This window comes from Bordetella flabilis, from assembly GCF_001676725.1.
Classification (GTDB): domain Bacteria; phylum Pseudomonadota; class Gammaproteobacteria; order Burkholderiales; family Burkholderiaceae_B; genus Bordetella_C; species Bordetella_C flabilis.
This window is the reverse complement of sequence record NZ_CP016172.1, coordinates 619631-638056: the sequence shown is the minus strand read 5'-3', so window position 1 is coordinate 638056 and position 18426 is coordinate 619631. Positions and strand designations below refer to the sequence as shown.

Annotated in this window: 17 protein-coding genes, 1 tRNA gene and 1 pseudogene; 8 read left to right on the top strand and 11 right to left on the bottom strand. The window is 65.8% G+C overall.

Annotated elements, in window-relative coordinates; genetic code table 11:
* Positions 1-126: 126 nt before the first annotated feature.
* The gene (locus BAU07_RS02825; RefSeq protein ID WP_198168860.1) at positions 127-1128 is read right to left on the bottom strand and encodes an alpha/beta fold hydrolase; all 1002 of its coding nucleotides are present in this window, start codon (positions 1126-1128) and stop codon (positions 127-129) included.
* Between the two features lie 470 nt (positions 1129-1598).
* Here BAU07_RS02825 and BAU07_RS02820 point away from each other — a divergent pair, with 470 nt between their 5' ends.
* Complete coding sequence (locus tag BAU07_RS02820; protein ID WP_084025188.1) at positions 1599-2477, top strand: formate/nitrite transporter family protein; 879 nt, start codon at positions 1599-1601, stop codon at positions 2475-2477.
* Positions 2478-2564: 87 nt separating this feature from the next.
* On the opposite strand, the gene ychF is transcribed toward BAU07_RS02820, so the two are convergent.
* Positions 2565-3656 carry a redox-regulated ATPase YchF gene (gene ychF / locus BAU07_RS02815; protein ID WP_066653899.1) on the bottom strand — a complete coding sequence of 364 codons (1092 nt, stop codon included), beginning with the start codon at positions 3654-3656 and terminating at the stop codon, positions 2565-2567.
* A 521-nt stretch (positions 3657-4177) separates the two neighbouring features.
* Between ychF and BAU07_RS26645 the strand changes: the two genes are divergently transcribed.
* The gene (locus BAU07_RS26645; protein WP_084025185.1) at positions 4178-4369 is read left to right on the top strand and encodes a DUF4160 domain-containing protein; all 192 of its coding nucleotides are present in this window, start codon (positions 4178-4180) and stop codon (positions 4367-4369) included.
* Positions 4366-4818, top strand: a complete 453-nt coding sequence (locus BAU07_RS02810) for a DUF2442 domain-containing protein (RefSeq protein WP_066653896.1) — start codon at positions 4366-4368, stop codon at positions 4816-4818. Before BAU07_RS26645 ends, BAU07_RS02810 begins: the two co-directional genes overlap by 4 nt.
* 45 nt (positions 4819-4863) lie before the next feature.
* Here the strand turns inward: BAU07_RS02810 and BAU07_RS02805 are convergent, their stop codons facing one another.
* From BAU07_RS02805 to BAU07_RS02770, 8 genes and pseudogenes are all read right to left on the bottom strand, one after another.
* Complete coding sequence (locus BAU07_RS02805; RefSeq protein WP_066653893.1) at positions 4864-5637, bottom strand: CPBP family glutamic-type intramembrane protease; 774 nt, start codon at positions 5635-5637, stop codon at positions 4864-4866.
* Positions 5634-6230, bottom strand: a complete 597-nt coding sequence (gene pth, locus BAU07_RS02800; RefSeq protein WP_066664642.1) for an aminoacyl-tRNA hydrolase — start codon at positions 6228-6230, stop codon at positions 5634-5636. Before pth ends, BAU07_RS02805 begins: the two co-directional genes overlap by 4 nt.
* 110 nt (positions 6231-6340) lie before the next feature.
* Entirely contained in the window at positions 6341-6961 is a 621-nt protein-coding gene (locus BAU07_RS02795; protein WP_066653890.1) for a 50S ribosomal protein L25/general stress protein Ctc, read from the bottom strand.
* Between the two features lie 123 nt (positions 6962-7084).
* Positions 7085-8035 (bottom strand): ribose-phosphate pyrophosphokinase, encoded by a 951-nt coding sequence (locus tag BAU07_RS02790; protein WP_066653888.1) that lies wholly within the window; start codon positions 8033-8035, stop codon positions 7085-7087.
* Positions 8036-8139: 104 nt separating this feature from the next.
* Positions 8140-8213, bottom strand: a tRNA-Gln gene (locus BAU07_RS02785).
* Complete coding sequence (gene ispE / locus BAU07_RS02780) at positions 8214-9143, bottom strand: 4-(cytidine 5'-diphospho)-2-C-methyl-D-erythritol kinase (RefSeq protein WP_066653883.1); 930 nt, start codon at positions 9141-9143, stop codon at positions 8214-8216.
* Between the two features lie 2 nt (positions 9144-9145).
* On the bottom strand, positions 9146-9721 hold the full coding sequence (gene lolB, locus BAU07_RS02775; protein ID WP_066653880.1) for a lipoprotein insertase outer membrane protein LolB: 576 nt from the start codon (positions 9719-9721) through the stop codon (positions 9146-9148).
* A pseudogene (locus tag BAU07_RS02770) lies at positions 9718-11599 on the bottom strand (tetratricopeptide repeat protein). The gene lolB and the pseudogene BAU07_RS02770 overlap by 4 nt, the downstream one beginning before the upstream one ends.
* Here BAU07_RS02770 and mutM point away from each other — a divergent pair.
* From mutM to fahA, 3 genes are all read left to right on the top strand, one after another.
* Positions 11598-12425, top strand: coding sequence for a bifunctional DNA-formamidopyrimidine glycosylase/DNA-(apurinic or apyrimidinic site) lyase (gene mutM, locus BAU07_RS02765; protein ID WP_066653874.1), 828 nt, complete (start codon positions 11598-11600; stop codon positions 12423-12425). The pseudogene BAU07_RS02770 and the gene mutM sit on opposite strands and share 2 nt — an antisense overlap.
* Positions 12426-12551: 126 nt before the next feature.
* On the top strand, positions 12552-13880 hold the full coding sequence (gene hmgA, locus BAU07_RS02760) for a homogentisate 1,2-dioxygenase (protein ID WP_066653871.1): 1329 nt from the start codon (positions 12552-12554) through the stop codon (positions 13878-13880).
* Positions 13881-13945: 65 nt separating this feature from the next.
* Positions 13946-15277, top strand: coding sequence for a fumarylacetoacetase (gene fahA, locus BAU07_RS02755; protein WP_066664639.1), 1332 nt, complete (start codon positions 13946-13948; stop codon positions 15275-15277).
* 256 nt (positions 15278-15533) lie between these two features.
* Here fahA and BAU07_RS02750 read toward each other — a convergent pair whose 3' ends face one another.
* Positions 15534-16265 (bottom strand): FadR/GntR family transcriptional regulator, encoded by a 732-nt coding sequence (locus tag BAU07_RS02750; RefSeq protein WP_066653868.1) that lies wholly within the window; start codon positions 16263-16265, stop codon positions 15534-15536.
* Positions 16266-16421: 156 nt separating this feature from the next.
* Between BAU07_RS02750 and BAU07_RS02745 the strand changes: the two genes are divergently transcribed.
* Positions 16422-17249 (top strand): NAD-dependent epimerase/dehydratase family protein, encoded by an 828-nt coding sequence (locus BAU07_RS02745; protein WP_066653865.1) that lies wholly within the window; start codon positions 16422-16424, stop codon positions 17247-17249.
* Between the two features lie 160 nt (positions 17250-17409).
* Positions 17410-18423 carry a TRAP transporter substrate-binding protein gene (locus tag BAU07_RS02740; protein WP_066664636.1) on the top strand — a complete coding sequence of 338 codons (1014 nt, stop codon included), beginning with the start codon at positions 17410-17412 and terminating at the stop codon, positions 18421-18423.
* Positions 18424-18426: the final 3 nt, after the last annotated feature.

Sequence of the window (18426 nt, the reverse complement as noted above, 5' to 3'; positions counted from 1 at the left end):
GATGTCCAGCACGGCGGTCTCTAACTGGCGGGGGTCGGCGTCGACGGGGCGTATGTCGTACTTTGGGGCGACTCGTTTGCCGCGGCGGCGTATCGCCCGGTCCGAAGACCGGGAACGCCCAAACCGTCAGGCATCCAGCAAGGCGGCCAGTTCCGTATTGAACCGCGTAGGATCTTCGTAGAACGTGGAATGGCCCACGCCCTGGTACACCGACAGCAAGGCTTGCGGGATCAAGGACGCGGTATGCCGGCTCATGGCGACCGCCGAGATCTGGTCCAGTTCGCCATGGGTGATGAGCACGGGCACCCGCACCTGCCGCAACGCCGCATCGTATTGCGCGGGACGGCCGCCCAGCAGCTTGCGCACGGCCACCGGCGTCTCGTTGTTGAAGCGCACCATCTCCGCCATCGCCGCGGGCGCGGGCTGGCGTTCGAAGCATGCACGCAGGAAGACCTCCGTGCCGCGCTGCGCGGTGGCGGGATCGTCCGACAGCATGTCCAGGAGCACGGCGTAGGAACGTCCCAGCGTGCTGCGATCGCCCGTCGAGGTCGCCGCCACGTAGTTGATGGCCCGCAGCTCGCCGTCGCCGTAGGCGGCCAGATAATCGTTGATGACGCGACCGCCGTACGACCACGCCACCACGCAGGGCTTGGCGCGGCACGTCGCCTGCACGACCGAGCGCAAGTCGTCGGCCCATTTCTGCGAATCGCGATAGGCCTCCGGCACCAGCGGCTTGTCCGATTGTCCGTGGCCGCGCAGGTCGTAGGCGATCAGGTGGTACTTCTCCAGCAGCGCGGGCGCCTGGAACTGGCGGATCCAGCTCTCGTGGCTTTGCGAGAAACCGTGAACGAAGACGATGGGCTGTCCGGCGGGATTGCCGGCTTCGAACACCGCCAGCTTCACGCCGTCGCTCGCGCTGGATGTCACCGTGCTTCGCTGGGTATCGGGCGTTTGGGTGGCGGCCCAGCTTAGCGCGGGCGTGGCCATGGCGGCCAGCACCGCGCACGACTGCTTCAACATGCGCCGGCGCGATGCCTGCGCGTGATTCGCCGGGCCTTGCCCTGCGCCATCCATTGCGTTGGCAGTGGTTGCAATGCCCGCGGGCCGCAGGGCAGTCCATCGGGCCATGGAAGTATCGTCGTCCGCCACAGTCGTCTCCTTTGTCGTTGGTCTTGTGGTTCTGCTTCGAAGGCTCGCGCCGCATGTGGAATGCGTGCTCGTTGTCTCCGGCGACGTAAGGCTATGCGGGATCGCCGATGGGCGGAAATGAAAAATATCGCGGAATGCTATCGATGGTGTCGATGATGGGCGCGGATGCAGTAACAACGGCGTCGGACGCCGGACCTGGTGAGGGGGATGTTGAGCAACGGTGCGGCATTGCGCATTGCATCGTTCCATCTCGCCGTAGATTGCATCGTCTGCGGTTGCAGTGGCGCGACGCGACATGCGGAAGCCACGCCCCGGGGCGCCGCGAAGGCGAGTACCGAAGTAAGGCGCAGCGGTAAGGCAGAGCGTACCGTCGGGTATGCCGATTGCGATGAAGGACGCTCGCGGCGCTCTTCGCGCGCGTCAGGCATCACACGGAAGCCCGCCTCCTCATGTCAAACGACCACGCCGCCGGAGAGCATTCACCTCATCTGTCCCAGGACGAGCGCGGCCAGGCGGCCGACCACTCGTCGCCACACGCGGTTGTCATCCACGCAATCGTCCGCGAAGACGGCGAGGCGGCGCTGGAACGGCCGACGGCTTCGCTCGCATGGTCTGGCCTTGCTGCGGGCCTGTCGATGGGATTCTCCTTTCTCGTCATGGCGGTACTTGAGTCGAGCTTGCCCGCCGCACCGTGGCGCCATCTGGTCGCGAGCTTCGGCTACTGCGTGGGCTTCGTCATCGTCATCCTCGGCCGGCAGCAGCTCTTTACCGAAAGCACCCTGACGGTCGTATTGCCCGTGCTGACGCATCGCACCGCAAGCACGCTCATGGGAGCCGCGCGGGTATGGATCGTGGTGCTGCTGGCGAACATCGCCGGCACAGCAGCCTTCGCGGCCCTGCTGACCATACCGGGGGTATTCGAGCCGGAGGTCGTGAAAGCGCTGGGTACCATCGCTATCCGGACGATACCGGAAGCATTCCTGCCCACCGTGCTGCGCGCCGTGTTCGCCGGCTGGCTGATCGCCTTGATGGTGTGGCTACTGCCAAATGCGCGCTCGGCGCGCCTGTTGACGATATTGCTGATCACCTACGTCGTGGCGATCAGCCACCTGTCCCACATCATCGCGGGCTCCGTGGAGGCCGCCTATGCCGTACTGGAACGTCACGCCACCATGCACGACTACCTGTTCCGCTTTTTTGTTCCTACGCTCATCGGGAACATCATCGGCGGCATATCGCTGGTCGCCATGGTGAACCACGCGGCGGTCAGGGCGGAGATAGAGGACCGCGAAGACAAAGAAACCGCTGCGGACCGGAGCAAGCGATGACGCCCAGGGTTGTGTCCCCGCGAGGCCTATCGCCAGCCCATGTCCACAGGGCGGAAGTTTGGGGCCTTATGTCCATACTGCATGACTTTAGACGTTGAACAGGAAGTTCATCACATCCCCGTCCTGCACCACATACTCTTTCCCCTCAGCCCGCATCTTCCCGGCTTCCTTCGCGCCCTGCTCGCCTTTGCAGGCGATGAAGTCCTCGAACGCGATCGTCTGCGCACGAATGAACCCGCGCTCGAAATCCGTATGGATCACCCCCGCCGCCTGCGGCGCCGTGGCACCGATCGGCACCGTCCACGCCCGCACTTCCTTCACACCCGCGGTGAAGTAAGTCTGCAACCCCAACAACTTGAAAGCCGCACGGATCAGCCGGTTCAGCCCCGGCTCTTCCATCCCCATGTCGGACAGGAACGCCACGCGGTCTTCCTCGGGCAAGTCAACAATCTCCGACTCGATCGCAGCGCAGATCGCCACCACCGGCGCGTTGCGCGACTTGGCGAATTCGGTCAAGCGATCCAGCAACGGGTTATCCGTGAAGCCATCATCGTTGACGTTGCCGACGTACATGGCCGGCTTGGAGGTGATGAAGCACATGGGTGCGATCAGGGCGCGCTCTTCGGCGGACAGGTCCAGGCCGCGCACGGGCTTGGCCTCGTTGAGCTGGGCGATGCACTTTTCCAGGATGGTGACCAGCCGCTGCGCTTCCTTGTCGCCGGAGCGCGCGGTCTTGTTGTGCCGGTGCAAGGCCTTTTCGGCGGTCTGCAGGTCTGCCAGTGCAAGTTCGGTTTCGATGACCTCGATGTCCGCGATGGGGTCGACCTTGCCGGCCACGTGAATCACGTTGGGATTCTCGAAGCAGCGCACGACGTTGACGATGGCGTTGGTTTCGCGGATGTGCGACAGGAACTGGTTGCCCAGCCCTTCGCCCTGGCTGGCGCCTGCCACCAGGCCCGCGATATCGACGAATTCCACCGTGGCGGGCACGACGCGTTCCGGCGAGACGATATCGGCCAGTTGCTGCAGGCGCGGATCCGGCACTTCCACCACGCCCACATTGGGCTCGATGGTGCAGAAGGGATAGTTCTCGGCCGGGATGCCGGCCTTGGTCAGCGCGTTGAAGAGCGTCGATTTACCGACATTGGGCAAGCCAACGATGCCGCATTGCAGAGCCATGAAAGTCCTTGATTATCTATACGCCATCGCGCGAAACGCCGACGTGATCGAAGTGCCCGACCCACATCGGAGCAGACTGGCCGTGTGTCGCATGAGCTGGTATGAAGGTGGCAAAACCGGGCGGAATCACCAGATTTGGCCGTATTTCGCCCACGAAGCAGAGGATTTTAACCGAGGCCCAGGAGGGACAGGGCCGGAACTGCTTTCGGTCGGAGTCCCCGAATGGTCATCCGCTTCCCATAAGGATGTCGCGTCTCTATCGTGACACGCCCCCACACCATACAGCGCCGGAATAGGGATCATAGCGACGAAGACCTCACATCACATGAATGACGCGATTCGATAGCGAACTGGAACCGCGGGATACGCTCTACCGCATTCAATACCAACGCTTCGAGAAGATCGATGATGCCAGGCCTGCGGGCTGGTAATCATCAATATGCAACCGTTGCACCAATGCAATAGTTGCACTAAACTCGTCCCATGCCAACCGTTGTCCGTTTCGCAGGTGCGCCATCACTATGTATGCTGGCGATCACCTACCGCCGCACTTCCATGTCCGGATGAACGACGGTCGAGAGGCGCTGATCGTTATCGAAACCATGGCCGTCCTGTCCGGCGCGATCAAGCCGCGTGAGTTGGTCGAGGCGCTCGCTTGGGCGCGTAACAATAGCGCCGCGTTGATGCAGAGGTGGCGGGAGTTGAACCCATGAACCAACAATTCCTTATTACTCATGTCGCCGTCATTGGCCCCAAGCGGCTGAAGCTGACCTTCGCGGACGGCTACGCTGCCGAAGTTGACTTGTCTGGCTTGATTGCCAAGCATCCCACTTTGACCCCACTGCATAACCGCAAGGTGTTCGCCAAGGTCGCGATCGATGAATGGCGACGTGGCGTCATCTTCGGCGGGGACGACAACTTGAGCCTGGCGAGCGATAACTTGCGTGCGCTCGCACTGGAACAAGCCGGGGAGTACTCACATCAGCACGTCATCGTGTGGATGTATCAAAACGGCTTGACGCTAGACGATGCTGCCCGGGCGCTTGGTATCAGCCGCCGGATGCTGGCTTACTACCGCAGCGGCGAAAAGCCTGTGCCACGGTCTATCGGTCTCGCCATGTTGGGCTGGGAATCGCTACAGCACGGGCGCAAAGCCGCCTGACGGGGCGCATGTTTTGTCGCTCGAAGCTGGCCCAAGCCTCCCGCTTCACGACACCAGCTCCGGCGCCCACTTCAACAAAGCCAGCACGACCAGCACCGGGCCGGCATTGAACATGGCGTGCATGGCGATGGATGTGCCGATGCCGCGCCGCGTGCGCATCCAGCTCAGCACCAGCCCCGTCAGCCACTGCGGCAGGACCAGCAGGGGCGTCAGCCACAGCGGCGTATTGTTCAGGTAGAAGTTGCCGATGTGCATGCCGGCGAACACCAGCGCGGCCAGGTGCAGGATCCAGGGGTAGTGGCGCACATACCGTCGGCGCCATTCCCAGCGCCACTGCCGCGGCGAGGCCTTGCCCGGCCGTTGCAGGTACACGACCAGGGCCAGCACCAGCACGACCAGCGCGCCCGTCCACGCGGTCGGCCCGCGCAGCAAGGGCCAGATCATCAGGGGGACGATCCACAGGGCCTGCGCCGGCCGCCGCAGGCCATAGCGGAACAGCATTTCCTCGACCAGCGGCGCCCATACGATGGCGGTGAACCACGGGATGGCGCCCATCTCCAGCTTGTGGTGCGCCCCGCCCATCGTCGCCACGGCGACGGCCACCGGCCCCAGCGCGAACAGGTTGATGGCCCACAGCATGGCGACCCAGGCCAGCAGGCGGCGCGCCGGTACGGGCGGCAGCCAGTCCGCGCGCTGGCCGGGGCCGCCGCGTCGCGGCGCCAGCCTGCGCAGGCTGGGACGGCGCAGGAAACGCCAGAAATCCGCGATGTCGGCGCGCAGGCGCGGAATACCGCGGCGTGTGGAGGACGGCGTCGTCATGCTTCGTTGTCGCGATGCAATTGCTGCGTGGCGCGGGTGAACTCGCCGTCCAGCAACTGCGGCATGATGGCGCGGCAGCGGGTGATGACGGCTTCGATGCCCGTCATCTCGTCATGGCGCGGCGGATGCAGCACGAAGTCCGCCACCTGCTGGGCCAGGTTCAGGGTGCGCGGGTGGCCGATGCCGATGCGCAGGCGCCAGAAGGCCGGGCTGCCCAGCGCGGCCTGGATATCGCGCAGGCCGTTGTGACCGGCGTGGCCGCCGCCCTGCTTGAGCTTGACCTGGCCCGGCATCAAATCCAGTTCGTCGTGCAGCACCAGCACCTGCTCCGGCGTGAACTTGAAGAACCGCGCCACCGCGCCGACGGACTGGCCGGAACGGTTCATATAGGTCATGGGCTTGAGCAGGACGACGTTCTCGCCGGCATGGCGCGCCTTGGCCACGAAACCGAAAAAGCCCTTTTCCATCGCGAAGCTGGCGCGCAGGTCGTCGGCGACGTGGTCGGCCAGCCAGAACCCGGCGTTATGGCGGGTGGTTTCGTATTCGGGACCGGGGTTTCCCAGTCCGACGATCAGGCGTATGGGTGCGGGCATGACATGCAGCGGCAGATTGAAATGTGAAAAACCCTGCGTATGGTATGCCACACGCAGGGTTCTCAAAACATCGCGACAGGCGCGCCAGCCGGCGGCGCGCCGGACAACGATCAGGCGGCGGGCGTCGCGTCGCCTTCAGCGGCTTCGCCACCGTCTTCCTGGGCGCCACCCTTGAGCAGGGCGGAAGCCAGGACGGGGTTGGCATCGCCACCGTGCGACAGGTAGGTCACACCCTTGGGCAGCTTGATGTCGGACAGGTGTATGGAGGCGCCGCCGAGCAGCTTGCTCAGGTCCACTTCCAGGAACTGCGGCAGGTCGGACGGCAGGCAGGCGATTTCCAGTTCCGTCATCACGTGGGTGATGATGGCGGCGCTGAGCTTGACGGCCGGCGAGACTTCAGCGTTGATGAAGTGCAGCGGCACCTTGGTGTGCAGCACTTTGCTGGCATCGACGCGCTGGAAGTCGACGTGCAGGACTTGCGGCTTGTAGGCATGCCATTGAACGGAGCGCAGCAGCACCTGTTCGCCCTTGCCGCCCTCGACTTGCATATCGAGGATGGAGGAGTGGAACTCTTCCTTGCGCAAGGCGTGGTAGATCTCGTTGTGGTCGAGTTCGATGTTCAGAGGCTGGCTGCCGGCACCGTAAACGATGGCGGGAACCCGGCCCGCGCGGCGCAGGCGGCGGCTCGCACTCGAACCCTGGACGCTACGCGCAGTGGCGTTGAATTTCATGAGGACTCCAGAATGGATAAATGGGATGCGCGAGCATCCCGTTGCAAGACACGGACGCACCATGCGTCTCGTGCATTCCGCATCCCGCCGCGACCAGCGGGATGCGAAAAAAGTGACGCGGAATCAGTCGGCGAACAACGAGCTGACCGATTCCGCGTTGGATATACGCAATATGGTTTCGCCAAGCAGGCCGGCGCAGGACAACTGGCGGATCTTGCCGACGGCGCGCGCCTGCTCGGACAACGGGATGGTGTCGGTGACGACCAGTTCATCCAGCTCCGACGCCTCGATACGTTCGGCCGCCCCGCCCGACAACACCGGGTGGGTACAGTAGGCGTACACCGCGCCAGCACCACGCTCCTTGAGCGCCTGCGCGGCCTTGCACAGCGTGCCGGCGGTATCGACCATGTCATCCATGATGACGCAGGTCCGGCCGTCGACTTCGCCGATGATATTCATGACTTCCGACACATTGGCGCGCGGACGCCGCTTGTCGATGATGGCCAGGTCCGCTTCCAGCTGCTTGGCCAGTGCGCGGGCCCGCACCACGCCGCCGATGTCCGGCGACACGACCACCAGGTTGGACAGGTTGCGGCGCCAGAGATCGCCCAGCAGGATCGGACCGGCGTAGATGTTGTCCACCGGAATATCGAAAAAGCCCTGGATCTGGTCCGCGTGCAGGTCCATGGTCAGCACGCGGTCCACGCCGGCGACCTGCAGCATGTTGGCCACGACCTTGGCGGAGATGGCCACGCGCGCCGAGCGCGGGCGGCGGTCCTGCCGGGCATAGCCGAAATACGGGATGGCGGCGGTGATGCGGCCGGCCGAGGCCCGGCGCAGCGCGTCCACCATGACCATGACTTCCATCAGGTTGTCATTGGTGGGGGCACAGGTGGGCTGAAGTACGAAAACGTCCTTGCCGCGGACGTTTTCGTTGATTTCCACCATGACTTCACCGTCGGAGAAACGGCCAACGGTCATCTTCCCGAGCGACATATCGAGATGATTGGCGACGTCGACGGCCAGGCGCGTATTCGCCGTGCCGGTGAAAATCATGAAACTGTCTTTTGTCATGATGCAGACGCAATGGTCGTTTCGAACACGAAACAAAAAAGCTGCTGAACCGGTGCCGACGATATAACGGGCGTGTTCAACAGCTCTTTTATAAGTTCGTTGGGCTGGGGAGGAAGGATTCGAACCTTCGCATGCCGGAATCAAAATCCGGTGCCTTAACCAACTTGGCGACTCCCCACTAGCTAGCAGTCCAGTGCCGCAACGGATGCTCGATCAACCCAGGACTTGCCTGCACCAACCGGAACCGCGCTGGCGGTTCTTGCATTGCCTGCGACGTATCCGGCATTCTACCGGCGACGCGCATTGTAGCGGCTATTTTCCGCTCCGCCAAAACCGCGGCTTGCATGTCGGCGAACTCGGCGAACAGACAGGCGCCGGAACCGGACATCCGCACATCGATTCCCCGATCCCCCGCTGCGAGCCATTGCGCGGCCCGAAAGACTTCCGGGAAACGCCGATGCACCACCGGTTCGAGGTCATTCCGGCCAAAAAAGCCGCCGGAAAGTGACGAAGCAAGAAAGTCCGCTATTGTGATACACGGCGTATCCCTTGTCAAATCGGGATCGCCGAATACAGCTGGCGTGGGCACGCTGGCATCGGGCTGCGCAACCAGGTAGGCGCGCGCCGGCAGATCCACCGCGGTCAGCACATCGCCGATGCCCTCGGCGAAGGCCGATTGGCCGAAGACGAAGACGGGCACATCGGCTCCCAGCGGCAAGGCCAGGCGCATCAGCTCGGCCCGCGACAAGCCCGTATTCCAGAGGCGGTTCAAGGCGATCAGCGTCGTCGCCGCGTCACTGGAGCCGCCCCCCAGGCCGCCGCCCATCGGGATGCGCTTTTCCAGCGCGATGGAAACGCCCCGCCGTGTGCCGGTGGCCGCCTGCAGCGCGCGCGCCGCGCGTACCGTCAGATCGGTATCGGCGGGCACATCGGGCAGCGGATCGACGCGCACGATGGCGCCGTCGTCGCGCGATTCGAAATGCAGGGTGTCGCTCAGGCCGATGAAACGGAAGACGGTCTGCAGCAGGTGATAGCCGTCCGCGCGGCGCCCCACCACGTGCAGGAAAAGATTCAGCTTGGCGGGCGCCGGGACGTCGTACAGCTTCACGTTCAGGAAGGATTGACGACCAGCCGCAGCACGATGCGGCGGTCGGGTTCGCGCCGTTCCAGCACGAGGACCTGCGGACCTTGAGCGTCATAGCGCGACAGGCGTGCCTGCCACCCGCCCTGGTCGAAGGCCACCGGACGTTGGGATTCGTCGCGCTGGACGTTGGCGGGCGCCGGCGTGGGGGCCAGGCGGCCGCGCAGCCAATCGCGCAGCCCCGACACCGGGATGCGGCTGCCGATGGCGTCCTCGACCAGGCCATCCGGATCGCTGGCCTGCAGGCGGGTGCCGTCGGATTTGTTCAGCACGGCCGCGCCGGGGCGACCTTCCACGCGCGCCTGCGTCGCGCCGAGCGGATTGGTCAGATCCAGGATGTAGCGGCTGCCGTCGTCCAGCCAGGAGAATCCGCCCTGTACGGCGTCCTGCTTGCCGTCGTCGTTGGTGACGGTCAAGGCGAAGCGCCCGACCCGGGAGAACTCGCCCTGCGAGCCGTTGCCGGCGATACGGGCAGGCGTCACGCAGGCAGCCAGCACCAGGCACAGCGCGACCGCGAAGGCGGCGCGCCAGCGCAGCAGGCTCACAGCGTGACCCCCAGGCGCTTCAGGGTATCGCGCAGCGTCTTGTTGGACGGGTCCTTCCTGGCCGCGGCGGCGAATATCGCGCGCGCTTCTTCACGACGCCCTTGCGCCCACAGCACCTCGCCAAGATGGGTGCCGATTTCAGGCTCGGGTCGGCGCGAGTACGCACGCTGCAAGAAGGTCAAGGCCGTTTCGTTGTCGCCCATGCGGTACTTCACCCAGCCCATGCTGTCCTGGATGTATGGATCGTCCGGCGCCAGATCGAGCGCCTGCGTGATCAGCTCCAGGGCCTCGGGCAGCCGCATATTGTGATCGGCCAGCGTATAGCCCAGCGCGTTGTAGGCGTGCGCGTGATCGGGATCCAGCGCGATCACCTGCCGCAGCAGGCGCTCCAGATCGGCGATCTTTTCCTGGCGCTCGTACAGCATGGCCAGTTCGTACTTGATTTCCACGGTATCCGGCAGCGCCTTGTCGGCGCCGGACAGCAAGGCCACGGCCTGGTCGGTGCGGCCGGCATCGCGCAGGATCTGCGCCTTGGTCAGGACGCCGAGGACGCGCTCTTCCTCGTCCTGGGGCTGGGCGTGGTCGACCATGACCAGCGCGGCATCGACATTGCCCTGTTTGGCGCGCAGCGTGGCTTGCCGCATGCGCGCCTGGAAGCGCATGGTGGGGTCGTCGATACGGCCGAGTTCCGCGATGGCGTCGTTGTAGCGGCCCTGGTCTTCGGCGATGCGCGCCAGCAGGATGCGCGCGTCCGCCGCGGCGCCCGGGGCGTCGGACGAGCCCGGCACCAGGGCGCGCTGGCGCTGGTTCTGCACGTCCAGGTATTGTTCGAGGAACCCGCGCGCCTGATCCAGGCGGCGCGCCTTGTAGGCGAGCTGCGCCTGCATGTAGAGCAGGTCGAAGTCTTCCGGGGAACGGCGCGCCATGGCCTGGAGTTCGGCCAGCGCGCCGTCGTAATCTCCGGCATCGGACAACTGCGAGGCCAGCATCAGCCGCAGGCGCCGGGCCTGGGGATGGCGGGCGATAAAGGCGCGGGCATCGGCCGTGGCCTGCTTGGGATCGACCCGCATGCCGTATTCGAGCACGCGCTGCGCGGCGGCCTCGGATTTCGGATCGGCGGCCAGGGCGGCGCGGGCTTCCTGCAGGGCGCGCGGAAAATCGCCGGCGGCCTGCGCCACATCGGCCAGCGCCATATGCGCCGCCGGCAGCTTGCGCACGGAGGGGCTGAGCGCCTGGTCCAGGATGGACAGGGCGGTCTTGCGATCGTTGATGCGGCCCAGTACCGCCAGGGCCTGCGCGATGGCGGTCGGCTTGTCGCGGGCTTCGTCGATGCGTTTGCGCAGCGCCGGCGCCAGCCCGGCCGTCTGGCCGTTCGCGGCGGCCAGCGCCAATTCGGTGGAGCCGGCCTCGTTGTCGTAGGGCGCCAAGCGGGACCAGACCCGCGCCGCATCCAATGCGCCGCTGAGGTTGCCGCCGGCCAGGTAGAACTCCAGCGCGCGGCGCGCCACGCGGGCATCGCTGGTGTCGCTGGCCAGGCTCAGCATGGTGGACGCGGCCGTCCCGTACAGGCCGCGCTGAGCGGCGATTTCGGAAACCAGGACACGGTACAGGATGCTCGAAGTCAGCCGCACGTAAGGCGGCTTGCCTTCACGCAAACGGATGATGTCGGTTTCCGTTTGAGGCATGCGGGGCGCACGGGGAGCGATGGCGTCGGCGGTGCGCCTTTCCGCGGCCTGTGCAGGCACCGCCTGCGCGCCGGCCAGCGCCAGCAGCAGCGCGGCTAACCCGAATTTGATATGCATATGCGACGACTTCACGCGTCCCGTCCGGTAAATGGCACAATCTGTACACGCAACTGATCATCTTACACTGGCTGATGCCCGAACTGCCTGAAGTCGAGACCACCCGGCGGGGAATCGCGACCGTCATTACAGACCGCCCGCTGGTCCAGCTAATCGTAAGAGAACCGCGCCTGCGCTGGCCTGTTCCGGCCGACCTCCCCGACACGCTGGCCGGCCGTACCATCGTCGAATGCGGCCGGCGCGGCAAGTACCTGTTATTGCGCTTCGAACACGGCACGCAGATCGTCCATCTGGGCATGTCCGGATCGCTGCGCCGCGTGGTCGAAGGCGAAGCACCGCGGCGCCACGATCACGTTGAATGGGTGTTCGAACATGCGACGCTGCGCCTGCATGATCCGCGCCGTTTCGGTGCGGTGCTGTGGCACCCAGCCGCAGCGGGTCCCATCGAATCGCACCCACTGCTGGCCAAGCTGGGGATCGAACCGTTCGACCCGCGTTTCGGCGGGGCCTGGCTGCACGCGCATTTGCGCGGCCGTGCCGCGCCGATCAAGCAGGTGCTGCTGGCCGGCGAGGCCGTCGTCGGCGTGGGTAATATCTACGCGTCGGAAAGCCTGTTCCGGGCCGGCATACACCCGCGCACGCCGGCGCGCCGGCTGTCGCTGGCGCGTTGCGAGCGCCTGGCGCTGGCCATCCGGCAGACGCTGGAAGATGCGCTGGCTTCCGGGGGCAGCACCCTGCGCGACTACGTCGGCGCCGGGGGCGAGCCGGGCAGCTACTTCACCATCCACGCCGCCGTCTACGAACGCGCCGGGCAGCCGTGCCGAATTTGCGCCACGCCGATACGCCGCATCGTGCAGGGCCAGCGCGCCTCGTATTACTGCGTGAAGTGCCAGCGGGCCTGAGCCCGCATCGCGAGGCAGGCGCGCCACCGGCTCAACTGGCGCAAGCGCCCGACCTCGGGGAAAATCACGACCACGCCGCCAGCGCGGGCATCCGCGCGATCCCATGCACCAGAATCGGAGACTTCCATGACCCCGCAGCCTGATACCGCGGCCTCGGAACCCTTGCGCTACCAGACCGGTTTCGGCAACGCTTTCGCGACCGAGGCCCTCCCGGGCGCCCTGCCGGTGGGCCGCAATTCCCCGCTGCGATGCCCGTATGGGTTGTATGCGGAGCAGTTTTCCGGCACGGCCTTCACCGCCCCGAGGGCGGAGAACCGCCGCTCCTGGCTGTACCGCATCCGGCCGGCGGCCCAGCACGGGGCCTATGCGCCGTGCACGCTGGCCGGCGGCTGGGCCAGCGATTTCGGCAGCGCGCCCGCCACGCCCAACCGCCTGCGCTGGAGCCCGCGACCGATGCCGGACGCACCCACGGATTTTCTCGACGGCATCGCGACGGTGGGCGGCAACGGCGGCCCGGAAGGCCACGATGGCGTTGGCATCCACGTCTACACCGCGAACGCCTCCATGCAGGGACGGTACTTTCATAATGCAGATGGGGAGCTGCTGATCGTTCCCCAGCAAGGCCGCCTGCGCCTGGCCACCGAACTGGGCCTGATGGACGTCGGGCCGCTGGAAATCGCGGTCATTCCGCGCGGCACGCGCTTCCGGGTGGAGCTGCCCGACGGCACGGGCCGCGGCTATTTGCTGGAGAACTTCGGCGCGCCGCTGCGGCCGCCGGAACGCGGCCCCATCGGCTCCAACAGCCTGGCGAACGATCGCGATTTCGAAACCCCGGTCGCCTGGTACGAAGACATCGAAGGCGACTTCGAACTGGTCGCCAAGTTCGCGGGTGGCTTCTGGCGCGCGCGGCTGGACCATTCGCCGCTGGATGTCGTGGCCTGGCATGGCACGCATGCGCCCTATAAATACGATCTGCGCCGTTTCAATACCATCGGCTCGATCAGTTTCGACCATCCGGACCCATCCATCTTTACCGTCCTGACTTCGCCTTCCGATACACCGGGCACGGCCAATATGGACTTCGCCATCTTCCCGCCGCGCATCCTGGTCATGGAAGATACCTTTCGTCCACCCTGGTTCCATCGCAACGTCGCCAGCGAGTTCATGGGCCTCATCCAGGGTGTGTACGATGCGAAGGCCGAAGGCTTCGTGCCGGGCGGCGCCAGCCTGCACAACTGCATGAGCGGCCACGGCCCCGATGCCGACACCTTCGAAAAGGCGTCGCACGCGGACACGTCCAAGCCGCACGTCATCCGCGACACCATGGCCTTCATGTTCGAAACGCGCCGGGTCATCCGCCCGACCGAGGCGGCGCTGCGCTGGCCCGAACTGCAATCCGACTATGACGCCTGCTGGCAAGGACTGCGCAAGCATTTCGACCCCACGCTGCCGTGATCTCGGCTGCGCGCGCGGCATGCGAGGCGGCCCGCGCGTCTCCATCGGAACAGGAACAGGAAAAGATGATCGAAACCAATGAAACTCATGATCCCGGCCTGCGCAGCTGGCTGGACAGCGCGAACGACGACACGCTGGGATTTCCCGTGCAGAACCTGCCCTATTGCGTGTTCCGACGCCGTGGCGCGCAGGGCGGCTACCACCCGGGCGTGGGCATCGGCGACCAGATCCTGGATCTGAACGCGCTGGCGCAGGCCGCCCCCTTCAGCGGCGACGCGGCGCGCGCCCTGGCGGCCTGCCGCGGGTCGGAGTTGAACGCACTGATGGCGCTGGGCGCGCCGTGCTGGTCCGCCTTGCGGCTGGCGCTGTCGCGCGGGCTGCGCAGCGGCTCGCCCCTGCAGGGGACCATCGAACCGCTGCTGGTGCCGCAGGCCGACGCCGAATACGTCGTGCCGGCGCGCATCGGGGACTACACCGACTTCTATATTTCGCTGCACCATGCCACCGCCGTGGGGCGTCAGTTCCGGCCCGACAACCCCCTGCTGCCGAACTACAAGTGGGTGCCCATCGGCTACCACGGACGCGCGTCCAGCATAGGCGTGCAGCAGCATTTCCATCGCCCCGTGGGGCAGACGCGCCCCACGCAGGAAGGCGGTCCGCCGGGCTTCGGCCCCTGCGAGCGGCTGGACTACGAAGTCGAACTGGGCGTGTTCGTCGGCACCGGCAATGCGCTGGGCCAGCGGGTCCCGATGGATGAGGCGGAGTCGCATGTATTCGGCCTGACCGTACTGAACGACTGGTCCGCGCGCGACGTGCAGGCCTGGGAGTACCAGCCCCTGGGACCGTTCCTGTCCAAGAATTTCGCCAGCACCGTATCGCCGTGGATCGTTACCCTGGAAGCGCTGGCGCCCTTCCGGCTGCCGTTCCAGCGCGGCGCTGACGATCCCCAGCCCTTGCCCTACCTGGCCTCGGCGCGCAACACGGCCGCCGGCGCCTTTGACGTGCGCCTGAGCACCACGCTCAGCACCGATACATCGCGCCGCGAAGGACTCGCGCCTGCGGCGCTGTCGCACAGCAATTTCCGCGATGCCTACTGGACCGTCAGCCAATTGCTGGCGCACCACACGGTAAACGGCTGCAACCTGCAGCCGGGCGACCTGCTGGGCACCGGCACGCTGTCCGGCCCGACGCCAGCCGAGGCGGGATCCCTGCTCGAACTGACGCAGGGCGGCAAGGCCGCGCTGTCCCTGCCCTGGGGCGAAACCCGCACCTTCCTGCTGGACGGCGACGAGGTCGCCCTGGGCGCCGAATGCAGCAAGCCCGGGTATCCCAGGATCTCCTTCGGTGCCGCCGTGGGACGGATCCTGCCGGCGCGTGACTTGTCATACGTCGTATAAGGGCGGCCCTGGCGAGGCAGCATCGCACCAGGGCCACGCGCGAGACAACGCGGCGGGCCCGGGCGCACCGCTGGAGTTCATGGACCTTTCCGAACCGGCGGCCGATCCGGCCGCCGCGGACAGGAGCATTACGCGGGGATGTTGCGCCCGGGTGTTGCTAGGAGGTCGCGCGCGGAAGTGCTGCGCGGAAGTCTTGCGCGACGCGCCAGCCGCACCGATGCCGGCATGGCGTCGAAGGGGTTAGCGCTCCCGCCCCTCAGCGGTCCTGCGCGCGACGCAGCCGTTCACGGCTGTTGCCAAGGTGCGTGCGCATGGCGGCCCGGGCCGCTTCCGGATCCTGGCGGCGGATCGCCTCGTAGATATCCTCGTGCTCGCGGTTCACGCGCGCCAGGTAGGGTTCACGATCTTCGTCGCCCAGCTTGGCCGAATTGATGCGCGTGCGCGGAATGATCGCCGCTCCAAGATGAGACAGCAGATCCGCGAAATATTTATTGTCGGTAGCCTGCGAGATAAGCAGGTGAAAGCGGAAATCAGGAGTGACCGTGTCGCCGCCCGGCTCCAGCGCCGCGCGGAACTGGTCCAGGGCCTCGCGCATATCGGCAAGCTGCGCCTCGGTGCGGCGCGAAGCCGCCAGCCCGGCCGCTTCCGTCTCGAGGCAGATGCGCAGCTCCAGGATCACCATGATGTCGCGGACGGTCGCGATGTCGGCGGGATCGACGCGGAAGTCGCCGCCGGTGTTCGGCTTCAGCGCATACGTGCCGACGCCGTGATGGGTCTCCACCAGGCCCGAAGCCTGCAGGCGCGACAGCGCCTCGCGGACGACGGTGCGGCTGACGCCGAAGGCCCGCATGATCTCGGATTCGGTCGGCAGCTTGTCGCCCGGCCGGATTTCGCCGCCGCGTATGCGTGTAGACAGGCTTTCGACCAATTCCTGCGCAAGGCTGGGGCGGCGTCGTGCGGGAAGGTCGGCGGACATGGACGTCGTCATAAGGGATTTTCCGGATCGCCCGCACCGCTTGACGGGCATTTGGCGGCGTCATTATACTGGCCGCGCGTTGTACGATGACCTATAAGCTACCCGATTGGACACCCAAACCGACGCACTGTAAATAGCAGCTGCCGCCGGCACAACGGAGACAACGTCGTGAGCCTACCGGCTAACTCTTCCACACCCGCCGAGCAACGGGTGGCGACCCTGCTGCTGACCGGAGCGGGCGGCAATCTCGGCAAAGTGCTGCGGGAACGCCTGAAACCGTATGCCCGTGTGCTGCGCCTGTCAGACATCAGCGACCTCGGCCCCGCTCAAGCCGGCGAAGAAATCATCGTGGGCGATCTGGCCGACCCCGCCAAAGTCGATGAAATGGTGCAGGGCGTCGACGCCATCGTCCACATGGGCGGCGTATCGGTGGAACGGCCCTTCGACGAAATCCTGCCGGCCAATATCCAGGGCGTCTACAACTTGTACGAAGCCGCGCGCCGGCACGGCGTCAAGCGTGTCGTGTTCGCCAGTTCCAACCACGTCATCGGCTTTTACCGCCAGGGCCAGGTCATCGATGCCGACGTGCCGGTGCGTCCGGACGGCTATTACGGCATCAGCAAGGCCTTCGGCGAAAACCTGTCGCGCTTCTACTTCGACCGCTACGGGATCGAAACCGTGTGCCTGCGCATCGGCTCTTCCTTTCCGGAAGCGAAAGACCGGCGCATGCTGGTCACCTGGCTGAGCTACGACGACCTGACGCACCTGATCGCGCAGTCCCTGTTCACGCCCCACGTCGGCCACACCATCGTCTACGGCGCGTCGGCCAACCGCGAAAGCTGGTGGGACAACTCGCGCGCCGCCCATCTCGGCTTCCAGCCCAAGGACTCCTCGGAACCCTTCCGCGCCCGCGCGGAGTCACAGCCACCGCTGGCGCCGGACGACCCGGCGGCCCGCTACCAGGGCGGCGCCTTCGTCAAGGCCGGCCCCTTCTGATCCATGCGCCGCGCGGCACCGTTTCGCGCGGCGCGATCCCGGAGCATTTCGCACCCAGCTCGCAAGTCCACACAGAAGCCTGACCACAGGCTCGCCCTATGCCGTGCCCACGTCCCGCCACGGGCGCGCCGCGCGGCACATACACGGAGGTAGACAAATGATGCTGCACCCTGGCCGCCTGCGCGCGGCAAGCACGGCCGTCCATGCCACCATCGCGCGGGGCACGCTGGCCCTCGCGACACTGCTGGCGCTTCCGCTGGCCGCGCAAGGCGCGGAGATACGTTCCGCGGACATTCATCCCGACGACTACCCCACGGTGCAGGCCGTGCGCAAGATGGCCGAGGAGGTGAAGGCGAAAAGCAATGGCCGGCTGACCATCACGGTCTTCTCAGGATCGAAGCTGGGGTCCGAGAACGACTCCATCGAGCAGGTCAAGCTGGGCGCGCTGACCATGGCGCGCGTCAGCAGCGCCGCCATGCACAACATCTGCCAGAACACCCGCGTGCCTTCCCTGCCCTTCCTGTTCCGTTCCGTCGATCACCTGCACAAGGTGCTGGACGGGGACATCGGCGAACAACTGCTGAAGGCGTGCGAAAAGGCCGGCTTCGTCGGACTGGCGTGGTACGACAGCGGTTCGCGCTCCATGTACACGCGCAACAAGCCGATCCGCACCCTCGCGGATGCGAAGGGCCTGAAGATCCGCGTGCAGCAATCGGACCTGTCGGTGGCCATGGTGGAAGCCATGGGCGCGAACGCCACGCCCATGCCGATGGGCGAGGTGTATACCTCGTTGAAGACCGGCCTGGTCGATGCCGCCGAGAACAACTTTCCCAGCTACGAAAGCGCGCATCACTACGAAGTCGCGAAATACTATTCGTTGACGGAGCACACCATGACGCCGGAGATCCTGATCTACTCCAAGCGCCAGTGGGACAAGCTGTCGCCGGAGGACCAGAAGATCCTGCGCGACGCCGCCCGGGATTCGGTGCCCTATATGCGCAAGCTGTGGACCGACCGCGAAGCCAAGTCGCGCGCGATCGTGGAAAAGGCCGGCGCGCAGATCGTGGAAGTCGACAAGGCCTCGTTCCAGGCCGCCATGAAGCCGGTCTACGACAAGTTCGTCACGACGCCGGAAATGAAGGACCTGGTCCAGCGCATCCAAGCGGTGCAGTGAGGC

What these genes read in the sequence shown, in the direction of transcription:
- BAU07_RS02750 (WP_066653868.1), bottom strand. Translation starts at nt 16,265, where the DNA reads ATGACGACGTCCATGTCCGCCGACCTTCCCGCACGACGCCGCCCCAGC.
- pth (WP_066664642.1), bottom strand. Translation starts at nt 6,230, where the DNA reads ATGCCCGCACCCATACGCCTGATCGTCGGACTGGGAAACCCCGGTCCC.
- fahA (WP_066664639.1), top strand. Translation starts at nt 13,946, where the DNA reads ATGATCGAAACCAATGAAACTCATGATCCCGGCCTGCGCAGCTGGCTG.
- BAU07_RS02825 (WP_198168860.1), bottom strand. Translation starts at nt 1,128, where the DNA reads ATGGCCCGATGGACTGCCCTGCGGCCCGCGGGCATTGCAACCACTGCC.
- BAU07_RS02795 (WP_066653890.1), bottom strand. Translation starts at nt 6,961, where the DNA reads ATGAAATTCAACGCCACTGCGCGTAGCGTCCAGGGTTCGAGTGCGAGC.
- BAU07_RS02805 (WP_066653893.1), bottom strand. Translation starts at nt 5,637, where the DNA reads ATGACGACGCCGTCCTCCACACGCCGCGGTATTCCGCGCCTGCGCGCC.
- mutM (WP_066653874.1), top strand. Translation starts at nt 11,598, where the DNA reads ATGCCCGAACTGCCTGAAGTCGAGACCACCCGGCGGGGAATCGCGACC.
- hmgA (WP_066653871.1), top strand. Translation starts at nt 12,552, where the DNA reads ATGACCCCGCAGCCTGATACCGCGGCCTCGGAACCCTTGCGCTACCAG.
- BAU07_RS26645 (WP_084025185.1), top strand. Translation starts at nt 4,178, where the DNA reads ATGTATGCTGGCGATCACCTACCGCCGCACTTCCATGTCCGGATGAAC.
- BAU07_RS02740 (WP_066664636.1), top strand. Translation starts at nt 17,410, where the DNA reads ATGCTGCACCCTGGCCGCCTGCGCGCGGCAAGCACGGCCGTCCATGCC.
- ychF (WP_066653899.1), bottom strand. Translation starts at nt 3,656, where the DNA reads ATGGCTCTGCAATGCGGCATCGTTGGCTTGCCCAATGTCGGTAAATCG.
- BAU07_RS02810 (WP_066653896.1), top strand. Translation starts at nt 4,366, where the DNA reads ATGAACCAACAATTCCTTATTACTCATGTCGCCGTCATTGGCCCCAAG.
- BAU07_RS02790 (WP_066653888.1), bottom strand. Translation starts at nt 8,035, where the DNA reads ATGACAAAAGACAGTTTCATGATTTTCACCGGCACGGCGAATACGCGC.
- BAU07_RS02820 (WP_084025188.1), top strand. Translation starts at nt 1,599, where the DNA reads ATGTCAAACGACCACGCCGCCGGAGAGCATTCACCTCATCTGTCCCAG.